Source organism: Actinosynnema sp. NPDC091369 (genome assembly GCF_044757065.1).
GTDB lineage: Bacteria > Actinomycetota > Actinomycetes > Mycobacteriales > Pseudonocardiaceae > Actinosynnema.
Window position 1 is genome coordinate 139,954 of record NZ_JBIVUG010000006.1, and the last position, 14,046, is coordinate 153,999.

General features: G+C 71.4%; 15 protein-coding genes. 8 read left to right on the forward strand and 7 right to left on the reverse strand.

Translation table 11 applies throughout. The annotated features are described in order from the left end of the window. Positions 1–6: 6 nt before the first annotated feature. From ACIQMJ_RS23760 to ACIQMJ_RS23780, 5 genes are all read left to right on the forward strand, one after another. Positions 7–843 (forward strand): ADP-ribosylglycohydrolase family protein, encoded by an 837-nt coding sequence (locus tag ACIQMJ_RS23760; protein WP_499763200.1) that lies wholly within the window; start codon positions 7–9, stop codon positions 841–843. Between the two features lie 47 nt (positions 844–890). Then, positions 891–1,550, forward strand: a complete 660-nt coding sequence (locus ACIQMJ_RS23765; protein ID WP_499763201.1) for an ADP-ribosylglycohydrolase family protein — start codon at positions 891–893, stop codon at positions 1,548–1,550. Continuing rightward, positions 1,547–2,104: a hypothetical protein gene (locus ACIQMJ_RS23770; protein ID WP_499763202.1), complete on the forward strand. Its 558-nt coding sequence runs from the start codon at positions 1,547–1,549 to the stop codon at positions 2,102–2,104. The genes ACIQMJ_RS23765 and ACIQMJ_RS23770 overlap by 4 nt, the downstream gene beginning before the upstream one ends. Positions 2,105–2,133: 29 nt before the next feature. After that, a complete protein-coding gene (locus ACIQMJ_RS23775; RefSeq protein ID WP_499763203.1) occupies positions 2,134–2,724 on the forward strand; it encodes a TetR/AcrR family transcriptional regulator in 591 nt (196 codons plus the stop codon). 97 nt (positions 2,725–2,821) lie between these two features. Continuing rightward, complete coding sequence (locus tag ACIQMJ_RS23780; protein ID WP_499763204.1) at positions 2,822–3,985, forward strand: MFS transporter; 1,164 nt, start codon at positions 2,822–2,824, stop codon at positions 3,983–3,985. A gap of 18 nt (positions 3,986–4,003) precedes the next feature. Here the strand turns inward: ACIQMJ_RS23780 and ACIQMJ_RS23785 are convergent, their stop codons facing one another. The 4 genes from ACIQMJ_RS23785 to ACIQMJ_RS23800 form a co-directional block, all read right to left on the reverse strand. Continuing rightward, the gene (locus ACIQMJ_RS23785) at positions 4,004–4,753 is read right to left on the reverse strand and encodes a succinate dehydrogenase/fumarate reductase iron-sulfur subunit (RefSeq protein WP_499763205.1); all 750 of its coding nucleotides are present in this window, start codon (positions 4,751–4,753) and stop codon (positions 4,004–4,006) included. A gap of 1 nt (position 4,754) precedes the next feature. Further along, the gene (locus ACIQMJ_RS23790) at positions 4,755–6,632 is read right to left on the reverse strand and encodes a fumarate reductase/succinate dehydrogenase flavoprotein subunit (RefSeq protein WP_499763206.1); all 1,878 of its coding nucleotides are present in this window, start codon (positions 6,630–6,632) and stop codon (positions 4,755–4,757) included. A 9-nt stretch (positions 6,633–6,641) separates the two neighbouring features. After that, entirely contained in the window at positions 6,642–7,403 is a 762-nt protein-coding gene (gene sdhC, locus ACIQMJ_RS23795) for a succinate dehydrogenase subunit SdhC (RefSeq protein ID WP_499763207.1), read from the reverse strand. Between the two features lie 118 nt (positions 7,404–7,521). Next, complete coding sequence (locus ACIQMJ_RS23800) at positions 7,522–7,818, reverse strand: Rv0250c family protein (protein ID WP_499763208.1); 297 nt, start codon at positions 7,816–7,818, stop codon at positions 7,522–7,524. A 225-nt stretch (positions 7,819–8,043) separates the two neighbouring features. Between ACIQMJ_RS23800 and edd the strand changes: the two genes are divergently transcribed. Next, on the forward strand, positions 8,044–9,909 hold the full coding sequence (gene edd, locus ACIQMJ_RS23805; protein ID WP_499763209.1) for a phosphogluconate dehydratase: 1,866 nt from the start codon (positions 8,044–8,046) through the stop codon (positions 9,907–9,909). After that, positions 9,906–10,544, forward strand: a complete 639-nt coding sequence (gene eda, locus ACIQMJ_RS23810) for a bifunctional 4-hydroxy-2-oxoglutarate aldolase/2-dehydro-3-deoxy-phosphogluconate aldolase (RefSeq protein ID WP_141978186.1) — start codon at positions 9,906–9,908, stop codon at positions 10,542–10,544. Before edd ends, eda begins: the two co-directional genes overlap by 4 nt. A gap of 46 nt (positions 10,545–10,590) precedes the next feature. Here the strand turns inward: eda and ACIQMJ_RS23815 are convergent, their stop codons facing one another. Beyond that, positions 10,591–11,232: an HAD family hydrolase gene (locus ACIQMJ_RS23815; protein WP_499763210.1), complete on the reverse strand. Its 642-nt coding sequence runs from the start codon at positions 11,230–11,232 to the stop codon at positions 10,591–10,593. A 54-nt stretch (positions 11,233–11,286) separates the two neighbouring features. On the opposite strand from ACIQMJ_RS23815, the gene ACIQMJ_RS23820 reads away from it, so the two are divergent. Continuing rightward, positions 11,287–11,997 (forward strand): YqeB family protein, encoded by a 711-nt coding sequence (locus ACIQMJ_RS23820; RefSeq protein ID WP_499763211.1) that lies wholly within the window; start codon positions 11,287–11,289, stop codon positions 11,995–11,997. Positions 11,998–12,241: 244 nt separating this feature from the next. On the opposite strand, the gene ACIQMJ_RS23825 is transcribed toward ACIQMJ_RS23820, so the two are convergent. Together ACIQMJ_RS23825 and recA are read right to left on the reverse strand one after the other, a co-directional pair. Beyond that, positions 12,242–12,718 (reverse strand): regulatory protein RecX, encoded by a 477-nt coding sequence (locus tag ACIQMJ_RS23825; protein WP_499763611.1) that lies wholly within the window; start codon positions 12,716–12,718, stop codon positions 12,242–12,244. A 114-nt stretch (positions 12,719–12,832) separates the two neighbouring features. Beyond that, positions 12,833–13,876, reverse strand: coding sequence for a recombinase RecA (recA, locus tag ACIQMJ_RS23830; protein ID WP_387488434.1), 1,044 nt, complete (start codon positions 13,874–13,876; stop codon positions 12,833–12,835). Positions 13,877–14,046: the final 170 nt, after the last annotated feature.

The window sequence follows — 14,046 nt, forward strand, 5'->3', positions numbered from 1 at the left end:
ACGGTGATGGGTGGGAACCTCGCACGGCGGTCGTTGGACGGGCTTTCCGTCGGTGACGCCCTGGGCGCGCAGTTCTTCGTTCCCGGCCGGTCGCGTGCCGAGTTCGCCGCGGGTGTGGTGCCCGACGGGCCGTGGCCGTGGACGGCCGACACCGAGATGGCCTCCCTGTTGCTGGCCGAGCTCAGCGATCACGGCGAGGTCGACCGGGACCGGTTGGCCCACGCGTTCGCCGAGCACTGCGACCCGTACCGGGGGTACGGGCCCGGCGCGGTGGTGGTGTTGCACCGCATTCGGGACGGGGTGCCGTGGCGGGAGGCGGCGGCGACGGCGTACCGGGGTGAGGCGTCGTGCGGGAACGGGGCGGCGATGCGGGTGGCGCCGCTGGGCGCGTTCTTCGCCGACGACCTGGACGCCGTGGTGACGCAGGCGGTTCGGTCGGCGGAGGTCACGCACCTGCACCCGGAGGGGATCGCCGGTGCGGTGGCGGTGGCCGTCGCGACGGCGGTGCCCGGGCCCGAGCTGTTCGACGCGGTGCTGGACCGGTTGGACGACGGGCAGGTTCGGCGTGGTGTCGAGGACGCGCGTCGACTCCTGGGGCGCACGACCGCCGAAGCCGCCTACGAGCTGGGCAACGGGTCGCACTCGACCGCGCAGGACTCCGTGCCGTTCGTGCTCTGGGTGGCCGCGACGCACGCCGACGACTACCCGGCCGCCATCACAGCCTGCGTCGAAGCGGGCGGGGACATGGACACGACGGCGGCGATGGTGGGCGGCATCGTGGCCTGCCGCGCGGACGTGCCGGGTGACTGGCTGGCACGGCGCGAGCCGCTGCCCCGCGCGTAGCCGTTTATCAGGCGCTTCCCGAAGCGCTCCGCACCTACGATGTCGCCGTGGAGCGGGCGAGCGGTGCGTTGTCGGGGTTGGCGTACGGGGACGCCCTGGGTGCGCCGACCGAGTTCATGACCGTCGCCGAGATCGAGCACCGCTACGGCCCCGGCGGTCCGCGTGACCTCGAAGGCGACCCCGCTCTCGTCACCGACGACACCCAGATGACGTTGGCCGTCGCACGGGCGCTGGTCGGCGGGCTGGACGGCATCGCGGACGCGTTGCGCGACCACTTCGTGCGGTGGTGGGAGTCGCCGGACAACAACCGCGCGCCCGGCATGACGTGCTTGCAGGCGTGCGAGAGGCTGGCCGCCGGGCTGCCGTGGCGGGAAGCCCGGGGCTGGGACGAGTGCGCGGCCGCGCTCGACGTCCTGGCCGCCGCCGCGCCGGACCGCGACGCCGACCCGTGCCTGGCCGCGGGCGCGGGCTGGGTGGCGGAGGAGGCGCCGGCCACCGCGCTGCACTGCTTCCTGCTGTTCCGCGACGACCCGGTGGCCGCGCTGTCCCGGGCCGCGACGACGTCCGGCGACTCGGACTCGATCGCGTGCCTGACCGGCGCGTTCGCGGGCGCGACCCACGGCTTCGACGCGTGGCCCGCGGAGTGGGCCGAGCGCATCGAGCACGGCGCCGAGCCGGCCGCGCTCGGACGTGGGTGGGACCGGTGAGCCACGTCCTGGCCGGCTACCGCGTCGCGTCGCGGGACGCCCGGCGCGACTGGCAGGACGCGGGTCTGCCGCAGGGCGAGCTGGTGTCGTTGAGCGGCTGCGTCACGACCGTCGTGGCGGACGACTGGGACGAGTGGTTCGGTGACCCGGCGTCCGCCGAACGGGCCCGCACGGGCCGGGCGGACTTGCACGTGCTGGAGGTCGGGATCGCCGCCCGGGACGTGGAGCCGCTGCTGGCGGACGTGCGCGAGGGCGGTTGGGACGTGTCGGCGGGCAGCCTGCCGGACCGCCTGGCCCGCGCCGAGCCCGTCACCGCGCCGGACGTGCTCGGGTTCGAGCTGGTCGGCTACGACAGCGGGACCTGGCACACGTGGACGTGCCTCGGCGGCCTGGTCGACGACGTGCGGCGGGCGACGGGCGTCCGTCCGGGCCGGTGGGGGCTCGTCCAGGACGAGGAGCGGGCGCGGGTGGCGGCCGACTGGCTCACCGCCTCCGGGCTGGGTGACCCGAAGGTGTTCTTCTGGGTGGCGGCCCGGCTCGCCAGTTTTGGATAGATCGATCCAAAACCTGCTACGCTCGGCCCGTGCCCCGCCCCAGGGAGTTCGACGAGCAGCAGGCGCTGGACGCCGCCATGCGGACGTTCTGGGTGAACGGCTACGAGGCCACGTCCACCGAAGACCTGTGCCGCGCCACCGGGTTGGGCCGCAGCAGCATCTACAACACGTTCAGCAGCAAGCACGAGCTCTTCAAGCGCGCCCTCGTCCGCTACACCGAGCTCATGACCGCCAACCAGGTCGCGCTGCTCGAAGACGAGACGCGATCACCCGGACAACGCCTGCGCGACCTGCTCGACGCGATCATCGCGGGCGAGGTGGAGAACCGGCGGGACGAGCGCGGGATCGGCTGCCTGACCGTGAACACGACCGTGGAGCTGGGCGGACGCGACCGCGAGGCCGCCGAGCTGGTCGACCGCGACCAGCGACGCAGGCTGGACGCGCTGCGGGCGGTCATCGCGACCGGCGCGCGCGACGGCGAGTTCCGGTCCGGGCGCGACCCGGCGGAGCTGGCGCGGTTCCTCAACGCCGTCATCGCGGGCATCCGGGTCGCCGGCCAGGGCGGCGCGGACATCCCCACGTTGAAGGCCATCGCGGACACCGCCCTGGAAGCCCTCTGACAGCCCGCCGAACGAACCTCTGAACAAACCCCCGAACGGGGCCGCGCCCGCCGCCGCCGAAGTTTTGGACAGATCAATACAAAACAGGAGCACCGCCATGCCCCGTGTCGTCCACCTGCTCGCCCTCGGCATCTTCGCCATGGTCACCAGCGAGTTCGTCGTCGCCGGCCTCATGCCGCAGATGGCCGCCGGCCTGCACGTCACCATCCCCGAGATCGGCTACCTGATCACGGCGTTCGCCGCCGCGATGGCCGTCGGCGGTCCGCTGCTCACCGTGCTGATGCTCCGGCTGCGGCCCAAGTCCGCGCTGATGGCGCTGTTCGCCGTCTTCCTCGCCGGCAACGTCCTGGCCGCCACCGCCTCCGACTACGGCGTGATGCTCACCGCCCGGCTCGTCACCGGCGCGGCGTCCCAGGCGTTCTTCGGCGTGGCGATCTCGGTCACCTCCGCCCTGGTCGCGGAGAACCTGCGCGGCCGGGCCACCGCGACCGTGCTGAACGGCCTGATGCTCGGCACGCTCCTGGGCCTGCCGCTGGCCACGTTCCTCGGCGAGCACCTCGGGTGGCGTGCGGCGTTCTGGGGCATCGCGGTGCTGACCGTCGTGGCCGCCGCCAGCACGTTCACGGGCGTGCCGCGGCTGGAGCGCGTGGACGGCGGCACGACCGTGCGGGCCGAACTGCGCTCGGTCACCCGGCCGAAGCTGTGGCTGGTGCTGTCCACCAGCACGTTCGTCATCGGCGCCACGTTCTCGGCGTTCAGCTACGTCAACCCGATCCTCACCGAGGTCACCGGGTTCGCCGCGAGCACCGTGCCGCTGCTGCTGGTCGCCTACGGCGTGGCCACCGTCGTCGGCAACCACGTGGTGGGCCGCTTCGCCGACCGGCACGCGCTGCCGGCGCTGGTCGTGGGCCTGGGCCTGAACGCCGCGTTCCTCACCGGCTTCGCCCTCTTCGCCGACCTGGCGCTGCCCGCCGTGGTCAGCCTGCTCGGCATCGGCCTGGTCGGCGTCACGATGAACCCGGCGCTGGTCACCCGCGTCCAGCGCGCGGGCAACGCCGGCCCGCTGGTCAACACCGTGCACGGCTCGTTCATCACGTTCGGCATCATCGTCGGCTCGTGGCTGGGCGGCCTGCTCATCACCGACCACGGCCTGCGCGCGCCGCTGTGGCTGGGCGCGGGTCTCGCGGTGCTCGGCCTCGTCAGCCTGGTCCCCGACCTGCGACGGGCCGCCCGCCGCCCCGCGTTGCGCCACCGGGTGTGACGCAACGCGGGTCCGCCGTCAGGACCGCCGGAACAGCTTGTTGCCCAGCCACACGATCGGGTCGTAGCGGCGGTCGGCCACGCGTTCCTTCATCGGGATCAGGGCGTTGTCGGTGATCTTGATGTGCTCGGGGCACACCTCGGTGCAGCACTTGGTGATGTTGCACAGGCCCAGGCCGTGCGACGACTGCGCCTCCTGCACCCGGTCGGCTTCGTCGAGCGGGTGCATCTCCAGCTCGGCCACGCGCATCAGGAACCGCGGCCCGGCGAACGACTCCTTGTTCTCCTCGTGGTCTCGGATGACGTGGCAGGTGTTGTTGCACAGGAAGCACTCGATGCACTTGCGGAACTCCTGCGAGCGCTCCACGTCGACCTGCTGCATCCGGTACTCCCCCGGCGCCACGCCCTTCGGCGGCTTGAACGCGGGGATCTCACGGGCCTTCTTGTAGTTGTACGAGACGTCCGTGACCAGGTCGCGGATCACCGGGAACGTGCGCATCGGCGTCACGGTCACCGTCTCGTCCTCGGCGAACACCGACATCCGCGTCATGCACAGCAACCGCGGCTTGCCGTTGATCTCCGCCGAGCACGACCCGCACTTGCCCGCCTTGCAGTTCCACCGCACGGCCAGGTCGGGCGTCTGCGTCGCCTGGAGGCGGTGGATCACGTCCAGCACGACCTCGCCCTCGTTGACCTCGACGGTGAAGTCCTCCAGGCCGCCGCCCTCGTCCGAACCGCGCCACACCCGGAAGTGCCCCTGGTACCCCATGTCAGCCCTCCAGCTCGTCGGCGGTCAGGTACTTCTGCAACTCGCTGTGCTCGAACAGCTCCAGCAGGTCCGGCCGGATCGGGAGCTGCGGCTCCTCCACCACCTCGACCGACGAGCCGGACAGCGTGCACACCAGCAACTTGCGCCGCCACTCGGCGTCCATGCTGGGGAAGTCGTCCCGCGTGTGCCCACCGCGGCTCTCCGTGCGCAGCAGCGCGGCCCGCGCCACGCACTCGCTGACCACCAGCATGTTGCGCAGGTCGAGCGCCAGGTGCCAGCCGGGGTTGAACTGCCGGTGCCCCTCGACCACCACGGTCGCGGCCCGCCGCTTCAGCTCCGCCAGCCGTCCGATCGCCTGTTCCATCTCCTCGGACCGGCGGATGATGCCGACCAGGTCGTTCATCGCCTGCTGCAACTCCATGTGCAGCGTGTACGGGTTCTCGCCGCCGCCCTCGGCCCCGGAGAACGGCGCCACCGCCGTCCGCTCGGCCTCGGCCACGGCCTCGTCCGAGCACACCGGCCGAGCCGACAGCCCGCCCACGTAGTCCGACGCGCCCGCACCCGCGCGGCGACCGAACACCAGCAGGTCGGACAGCGAGTTGCCGCCCAGCCGGTTCGAGCCGTGCATCCCGCCGGACACCTCGCCCGCGGCGAACAGCCCCGGCACCGACGACGCGCCCGTGTCCGGGTCGACCTGCACGCCGCCCATCACGTAGTGGCAGGTCGGCCCCACCTCCATCGGCTGCGCGGTGATGTCGACGTCGGCCAGCTCCTTGAACTGGTGGTGCATCGACGGCAGCCGCCGCATGATCTCCTCGGCGGGCAGGCGCGTGGACACGTCCAGGAACACGCCGCCGTGCTCGGAGCCGCGACCGGCCTTGACCTCGGAGTTGATGGCACGGGCCACCTCGTCGCGCGGCAGCAGCTCCGGTGGTCGCCGGTTGTTGCCGGGGTCGGTGTACCAGCGGTCGGCCTCGGCCTCGTTGTCGGCGTACTTGTCCTTGAACACCTCGGGGATGTAGTCGAACATGAACCGCTTGCCGTCGGAGTTGCGCAGCACGCCGCCGTCACCGCGGACCGACTCGGTGACCAGGATGCCCTTCACCGACGGCGGCCAGACCATGCCGGTCGGGTGGAACTGCACGAACTCCATGTTGATCAGGGACGCGCCCGCGCGCAGGGCCAGGGCGTGGCCGTCACCGGTGTACTCCCACGAGTTCGACGTGACCTTGAACGACTTGCCGATGCCGCCGGTCGCGAGCACCACGGCGGGCGCCTCGAACAGCACGAACCGGCCCGACTCGCGCCAGTAGCCGAACGCGCCGGCCACCTTGCCGCCGTCGAGCACCAGGTCGGTGACGGTGAACTCCTGGAACACCTTCAGCCGCGACTCGTAGTCGCCGGTCTCGGCGTGGTCGTCCTGCTGGAGCGAGACGACCTTCTGCTGGAGGCTGCGGATCAGCTCCAGCCCGGTGCGGTCACCGACGTGCGCCAACCGCGGGTACTCGTGGCCGCCGAAGTTGCGCTGGCTGATCCGACCGTCCTTGGTGCGGTCGAACAGCGCGCCATAGGTCTCCAGCTCCCACACCCGGTCGGGCGCTTCCTTGGCGTGCAGCTCGGCCATCCGCCAGTTGTTCAGGAACTTCCCGCCGCGCATCGTGTCGCGGAAGTGCACCTGCCAGTTGTCGTTCGAGTTCACGTTCCCCATGGCCGCCGCGATGCCGCCCTCGGCCATCACCGTGTGCGCCTTGCCGAACAACGACTTGCACAGCACCGCCGTGCGCATCCCGTGTTCGCGGGCTTCGATCGCGGCGCGCAACCCCGCACCACCGGCACCGATCACGAGCACGTCGAACGAATGCCGTTCCAGCTCGGGCAAAACCACTCCTCAGTTGACGAATCGGAGGTCGGCGATCGTCCCGGAGGCGACCAGCGCGACGTAGAGGTCCGTGACGCAGACGAAGATGAGCGAGGCCCAGGCCAGCTGCATGTGCCGGGCGTTGAGCTTGGAGATCTGCGTCCACGCCCAGTACCGGACCGGGTGCTTGGAGAAGTGCTTCAACCGCCCGCCCGCGATGTGCCGGCACGAGTGGCACGACAGCGTGTAGGCCGCCAGCAGCGACACGTTCACCAGCAGCACGATGTTGCCCAGCCCGATGCCGGTGCTGAACGCGTAGAACGCGTCGTAGACGTTGATCAGCAGCAGGAGCGAGGCCGCGTAGAAGAAGTAGCGGTGCAGGTTCTGGGCGATCAGCGGGAACCGGGTCTCACCGGTGTACTTGGCGTGCGGCTCGGCCACCGCGCACGCGGGCGGGGACATCCACGCCGCCCGGTAGTACGCCTTGCGGTAGTAGTAGCAGGTCACCCGGAAGCCGAGCAGGAACGGGATGATGATCACCGGCGGGGTGAGGAACCCCGGCAGCTCGGGCAGCAGGCGGCCGAAGTGCGCCGCGTTCGGCAGGCACTCCTCGGTCAGGCACGGGGAGTACATGGGCGTCAGGTAGCGGTACTCGTCCACCCAGTAGTAGTCGCCCATGAAGGTCCGCACGGCCGCGTAGATCGAAATCAGGAGCAGGCCCGCGAACGTCGCCAGCGGCGGCAGCCACCACCGGTCTGTGCGCAACGTGCGCTGGGCGATCTGCGCCCTCATACCTCACCTCGTTCCACGTCGTTGTGGTGCGGGACACATTGTGGTTTGGGACACATCACCGGCCCTGAAACGGGAGCGGCCCCCGCGTTCTCACGCGGGGGCCGGTCTGCTCCTGGGTTCAGGTTCGATGGCTGCGGTAGCCGCCGAGCCCTTCGTCGTCGGCGTCGCGCCACAGCTGCGGGTCGTACGGCGTGTCGGGGACGACGACGACTTCCCGCTCGACCCGGGGGGCTTCGCGTTGGCGCGGCGGACTGTCCAGGTCCACCAGCTCGGTCGCGTCGATGTCCAGGCGTTCGACGTCGTTGGCGAGCCTCTGCACCGCGGCCACGTCGCCGTAGCGCGCACGCAGGCCGCCGACGCAGTGGCGCAGTTGGCCAAGCGCCCTGCGCAGCTCCACGATCTCGGAGGACGTCATGGTCAGCACCTCCCTCGGGTCGGTCCGTGTGCCGACTCTGCCAAGTGGAAGGCGCTGTGACAAGCACCACAGGTGTCCGAGTTGCGTCTCAGGATCTGAATCGTTTTTGTCACGATCATGTGTCGTGACATAGTGTGCTTGCTGTCACGTCCGTCCGTGCGACGCCAGCGCTGTCGTCCCACCGGGCCCACCACGGCCCGTGATCACCACCGGAGACAGCGAACCATGAGCGTGCATCCCGTCGTCGCCGAAGTGACGGCTCGAATCGCCGCCCGCAGCGCCGCCGGCCGGTCCGCCTACCTGGAACGACTCGCCCAGGCCCAGCAGGAGGGCCCCGCCCGTCGGGACATGGCGTGCAGCAACCTGGCCCACGGCTTCGCCGGGATCACGGGCGGTGACAAAGACCTCCTCCGGGCACTTCGTCGCCCGAACGTGGCGATCGTGTCCGCGTACAACGACATGTTGTCCGCGCACCAGCCCATGAACGAGTACCCGGCGTGGATCAAGGACGCGGCGCGGGCCGTCGGCGGCGTGGCGCAGTTCGCGGGCGGCGTGCCCGCCATGTGCGACGGCATCACCCAAGGCCGCGCGGGCATGGAGCTGTCGCTGTTCAGCCGCGAGGTCATCGCGATGGCCACCGGCATCGCCCTGTCGCACGAGATGTTCGACTCGGCGCTGCTGCTCGGCGTGTGCGACAAGATCGTGCCCGGCCTGCTGATCGGCGCGCTGTCGTTCGGGCACCTGCCCGCGATCCTGGTGCCCGCGGGCCCGATGCACTCCGGCCTGCCGAACTCGGAGAAGGCGCGGGTGCGGCAGCTGTTCGCGGAGAACAAGGCCACCCGCGAGGACCTGCTCGAAGCCGAGGCGCAGTCCTACCACAGCCCCGGGACCTGCACGTTCTACGGCACGGCGAACTCCAACCAGCTCGTGGTCGAGGTCATGGGCCTGCACCTGCCCGGCGCGAGCTTCGTGCCGCCGGGCACCAAGCTGCGCAAGGCGCTGACCGAGGAGGCCGCGCGGCGCGCGGTGGAGATCAGCCGCGGCGAGGACTACACCCCGATCGGGCACGTGGTGGACGTGAAGTCCGTGGTCAACGGCGTGATCGCGCTGCTGGCCACCGGCGGGTCCACCAACCACACCATGCACCTGGTCGCCATCGCGTCGGCCGCCGGCATCGAGCTGAGCTGGGACGACTTCTCCGAGCTGTCCTCGGTGGTGCCGCTGCTGGCCCGCGTCTACCCCAACGGCTCGGCCGACATCAACCACTTCCAGGCCGCGGGCGGCGTGCAGTTCCTCGTCTCGACGCTGCTGGACGCGGGCCTGCTGCACGCCGACGTGAAGACCGTGGCCGGCGACGGCCTGGACCGCTACCGGCAGGAGCCGGTGCTGGTCGAGGGCGTGCTCCAGTGGCGGCCCGGCCCGCCGCAGTCGCTGGACACCGACGTGCTGCGGCCGGTGTCGGAGCCGTTCGCCGCGGACGGCGGGCTGCGCATGCTGTCGGGCAACCTGGGCCGCGCGGTGATCAAGGTGTCGGCGGTCAAGCCCGAGCACCGGGTCGTCGAGGCGCCCGCCCGCGTGTTCACCTCGCAGGAGGCGTTCAGCGCCGCGTTCCAGGCCGGTGAGCTGGAGCGGGACGTGGTCGTGGTGGTGCGGCAGCAGGGTCCGCAGGCCAACGGGATGCCCGAGCTGCACAAGCTGACGCCCGCGCTGGGCGTGCTGATGGACCGGGGCTTCAAGGTCGCGCTGGTCACCGACGGCCGCATGTCCGGCGCGTCGGGCAAGATCCCGGCCGCCATCCAGCTCACCCCGGAGGCCGCCGTCGGCGGCCCGCTGGCCCGCGTGCGCGACGGCGACGTGCTGCGGCTGGACGCCGAGACCGGCACGCTGGAGGTGTTCGTGGACCCGGCGGAGCTGGCCGCGCGCGATCTGGTGGACTTCCCGCCGGACGCGCAGGCGTGGACCGGCACGGGCCGGGAGCTGTTCGCCGCGCTGCGCCGGGCCGTCGGGCCCGCCGACCGGGGCGCGAGCGTGTTCGGACCGATCGCGGCCTCGCACTTCGAAGGCCAGTTCAACCAGGAGGTGTCCCGGTGACCAACGCGCCGGCTCATGCGACGGCGGCGGACCTGCTCGCGCTGTCCCCCGTCATCCCGGTCGTCGTCGTGGACGACGCCGAGCACGCCGTGCCGCTGGCGGAGGCGTTGCTGCGCGGTGGCGTCCGCGTGATCGAGCTGACGCTGCGCACGCCCGCCGCGCTGGCCGCGATCGAGCGGGTCGCGGCGGAGGTGCCGGGCATCGTGATCGGCGCGGGCACCGTGACCGCGCCCGAGCACGCCGAGCAGGCCGCCAAGGCCGGTGCGGCGTTCCTCGTGACGCCGGGGTCGACGGACCGGGTGCTGGACGCGGCAGAGGACACCGGGCTGCCGTTCCTGCCGGGCGCGGCGACCGTGTCGGAGGCGATGCGGCTGGCCGAGCGCGGCCTGACCTCGCTGAAGTTCTTCCCGGCCGAGGCCGCGGGCGGGGTGGACTACCTGAAGTCGATCGGCGGCCCGCTGCCCGGCCTGCGGTTCTGCCCGACCGGCGGCATCACGCCCGCGACCGCGCCGAACTACCTGGCGCTGCCGAACGTCGGCTGCGTCGGCGGGTCGTGGCTCGCGCCCAAGGACGCGCTGGCGTCCGGTGACTGGGCGCGGGTCGAAGAGCTGGCACGGGCCGCTTCGGCGCTATAGAGCACGGCTGAGGGCGTCTCCCCTGCACGGTGGGAGACGCCCTTCGTCATGCCAGGTGGGCCAGGGCTTCGGGAATTGAGTCGGCGACCGGCGCGCCCGTGCGTTCCAGGACGGCGCGGGAGCTGGTGCCGGTGGCGACCAGGACGACCTGCGCGCCGACGTGCCGGGCGGCTTCGGCGTCGTCGGCCACGTCGCCGATCAGCACGACGTCCTTCGGGCGCAGCTCGAGGGCGTCCAGGTGTTCGGCGAGGTGCTCGGCCTTCGAACCGCCGTCACCCGCGGCCTTGAGGCCGTCCACCCGGCGGAACAGCTCGTGCAGACCGAAGCGGGTGATCAGCGGGACCAGCTCGTCGTGGAACCACATGGACAGCAGCGACTGGCTGTGGCGCAGCACGGCGAGGTGGTCGGGCACGCCCGCGGCCAGCCCGCACCGGTCCATCGCGGCCCGGTACTCGGCGTGGTAGACGAGGTCGATGCGGTTCCAGTCGGCCGCGGTCAGCGGACGGCCGAACATCTGCTCGTAGCAGGTCTTGATGGGGCGGCTGAACACCTCGCGCCAGTGCTCCAGCGTGACGGCCGCGTGGCCGAAGTCGGCGCAGACCCGGTTGACCGCGGCGAGCACCGCGTCGTTGTCGGCGAACAGGGTTCCGTTCCAGTCCCAGACGACGTGGTCGGCCCTGATCCGCACCGCTACAGGGTACGGCGATAAGTTGAGGGCTCACTTCTGGGGAGGTAGTGGGGGATGGACGCGCGACGAACCACGGTGGTCGCCGAACCGCGCGGGCAGGTGGCGCTGGTCTCGGTCGGCTTCCCGCTGCTGGGCGCGCTCGTGGTGTGGGGCTTGAAGTCGATCGCCGGGTGGGTGGCCGACCTGTCGTGGGCGCCGATGCAGGGGCCGTTCCGGCTGGTGGCGTCCATCCCGGAGCCGTGGGCGACGATCGGCTCGGTGGCCGTCGGGGCGGTGCTCGGGCTGCTGGTGGCCGGGATCGCGGCGCACGAGCGGCTGGTGGTCGAGGTGTTCAACGAGGGCGTCGAGCTGCTGCGCGGCGGCCGGCACCGCAGCTTCGACCGGACGTTGGTGTCCGGGGTGTTCCTGGACGGCAAGAAGCTCGTGCTGCTCGGCGTGGACACCGGTGAGCTGGCGCGGGAGACCCACGACCTGAAGCCGGAGGAGCTGGCCGAGGCGTTCCAGACGCACGGCTACCAGTGGCTGGACGGCGACCCGTACCGGGAGGACTACCGGCGGTGGGTCGACGGGACGCCGGACCTCCCGCCGGGTGCGAACGCGCTGCTGAAGGTGCGGGCCGAGGCGTTGCGCAAGGGCGACACCGGGGACGCGGACGAGCTGCGCGACGAGCTGGGCCGGCTCGGTGTCGTGGTGCGGGAGGAGAAGAAGCGCCAGTACTGGCGCCTGGCCGACCGCTCCCGTGAGCGCGGACCAGCCCATCAGTGATCGCCGGCGGGGACCGGACCGCCAGGCAGGCCGAGGTCGACGGCGCGGGCGGGCGGTTGTGGCTCGCCATGATCATCGCGATGCTGGTCCACCACGAGGAGGCCCACCACATCGGTGCTGAGCCTGCGCATCAGCGGCGACGACGTGCCGCCGTTCGACGCGGTGGTCGACCCGACCGACGACCTGTTCAGCCTCAAGCCCGTCCTCGACCCGCGGTGACCGGTCGCCGCACCCGGTCCCGGAGTCAGTACTGGTTCAGGTCGTCCAACGTGGAGGTGTCCTCGCCGGCCCGGCGCAGTTCATCGCGGACCACGCGGTAGGCCAGGCCCTCCGCGTAGCCCTTGCGGGCCAGGGCGGCGACCAGGCGGCGGATCTTGGTGGTGTCGTCCAAGGCCGCCATGGTGCGCAGCTTCTTGCGCACCAGGTCACGGGCGCGGTCTTCCTCGGCCTCGTCGTCCACGGCGGCGACGGCTTCGGCGGCCACCTCGTCCGCCACGCCCTTGCGGCGCAGTTCCATGGCCAGGGCACGGCGAGCCAGGCCCTGGTAGGTGTGCCGCGAGCGGACCCAGACCTCGGCGAACGCGACGTCGTCGATCAGGCCCGCCCGGTCGAACTTGGCCAGCACCAGCTCGGCCGTCTGCTCGCTGATGCCCTTGCGCAGCAGCGCGTCCTTCAGCTCCACGCGGGTGCGGGCCCGTGCGGTGAGCAGCGCGTAGCAGATGTCCGTCGCCTTGCGCTGCTCCTTCGCCGGGTCGACCGGGCGCGGCTCGTCCTCGTCGGCCGAACGGTCGCGGGCCGGCCCGCGACCACGGCCACCTCGTCCTGCCACGCCCGCTTAGAACTCGACCGGAGCCGCAGCGGCCTCTTCGGCGTCGAGGGTGGCGCCGATGCCCAGCTTCTCCTTGATCCGCTTCTCGATCTCGTTGGCCACGTCCGGGTTCTCGCGCAGGAACTTCCGCGCGTTCTCCTTGCCCTGGCCCAGCTGGTCGCCCTCGTAGGTGTACCAGGCGCCCGACTTGCGCAGGATGCCCTGGTCCACGCCCATGTCGATGAGCGAGCCCTCACGGCTGATGCCCTGGCCGTAGAGGATGTCGAACTCGGCCTGCTTGAACGGCGGGGCCACCTTGTTCTTCACGACCTTGACCCTGGTGCGGTTGCCGACCGGCTCGCCGCCGTCCTTCAGGGTCTCGATGCGCCGCACGTCCAGCCGGACCGACGCGTAGAACTTCAGCGCCTTGCCACCGGTCGTGGTCTCGGGCGAGCCGAACATCACGCCGATCTTCTCGCGCAGCTGGTTGATGAAGATCGCGGTGGTGTTGGAGTTGCTGAGCGCACCGGTGATCTTGCGCAGCGCCTGGCTCATCAGGCGGGCCTGCAGACCCACGTGGTTGTCGCCCATCTCGCCCTCGATCTCGGCGCGGGGCACCAGGGCCGCCACCGAGTCGATGACCAGGATGTCGAGCGCGCCGGAGCGGACCAGCATGTCCGCGATCTCCAGCGCCTGCTCGCCGGTGTCGGGCTGCGAGACCAGCAGCGCGTCGGTGTCGACGCCCAGCTTCTTCGCGTAGTCCGGGTCGAGCGCGTGCTCGGCGTCGATGAACGCGGCGATGCCGCCGTTGCGCTGGGCGTTGGCCACGGCGTGCAGCGCCACCGTCGTCTTACCGGAGGACTCGGGGCCGTAGATCTCGATCACGCGGCCGCGGGGCAGGCCGCCGATGCCGAGCGCCACGTCGAGGGCGATCGCGCCGGTGGGGATCACCTGGATCGGGGCGCGGGTCTCCTCGCCGAGCCGCATGACCGAGCCCTTGCCGAACTGCTTGTCGATCTGGGCCAGGGCCAGTTCGAGGGCCTTGTCCCGGTCGGGTGCCTGGGGTGCCATCTGGAGTCCACCTCGGAGTGTCTTGGGGTCGCGGTGCGATGTCGGGGCCGACGTTACGGGTGGGGTCCGACATTTTTCGGCGGGGACCAGGTCACCTGCGGGGTGTTGTCACCCGGTCGTGTCGGCGAGTGTAGCCGAACAGGTGTTCGACCACCTGGTCGACACACCGG

What these genes read in the sequence shown, in the direction of transcription:
- ACIQMJ_RS23760 (WP_499763200.1), top strand. Translation starts at nt 7, where the DNA reads ATGGGTGGGAACCTCGCACGGCGGTCGTTGGACGGGCTTTCCGTCGGT.
- ACIQMJ_RS23780 (WP_499763204.1), top strand. Translation starts at nt 2,822, where the DNA reads ATGCCCCGTGTCGTCCACCTGCTCGCCCTCGGCATCTTCGCCATGGTC.
- ACIQMJ_RS23785 (WP_499763205.1), bottom strand. Translation starts at nt 4,753, where the DNA reads ATGGGGTACCAGGGGCACTTCCGGGTGTGGCGCGGTTCGGACGAGGGC.
- sdhC (WP_499763207.1), bottom strand. Translation starts at nt 7,403, where the DNA reads ATGAGGGCGCAGATCGCCCAGCGCACGTTGCGCACAGACCGGTGGTGG.
- ACIQMJ_RS23800 (WP_499763208.1), bottom strand. Translation starts at nt 7,818, where the DNA reads ATGACGTCCTCCGAGATCGTGGAGCTGCGCAGGGCGCTTGGCCAACTG.
- edd (WP_499763209.1), top strand. Translation starts at nt 8,044, where the DNA reads ATGAGCGTGCATCCCGTCGTCGCCGAAGTGACGGCTCGAATCGCCGCC.
- ACIQMJ_RS23820 (WP_499763211.1), top strand. Translation starts at nt 11,287, where the DNA reads ATGGACGCGCGACGAACCACGGTGGTCGCCGAACCGCGCGGGCAGGTG.
- recA (WP_387488434.1), bottom strand. Translation starts at nt 13,876, where the DNA reads ATGGCACCCCAGGCACCCGACCGGGACAAGGCCCTCGAACTGGCCCTG.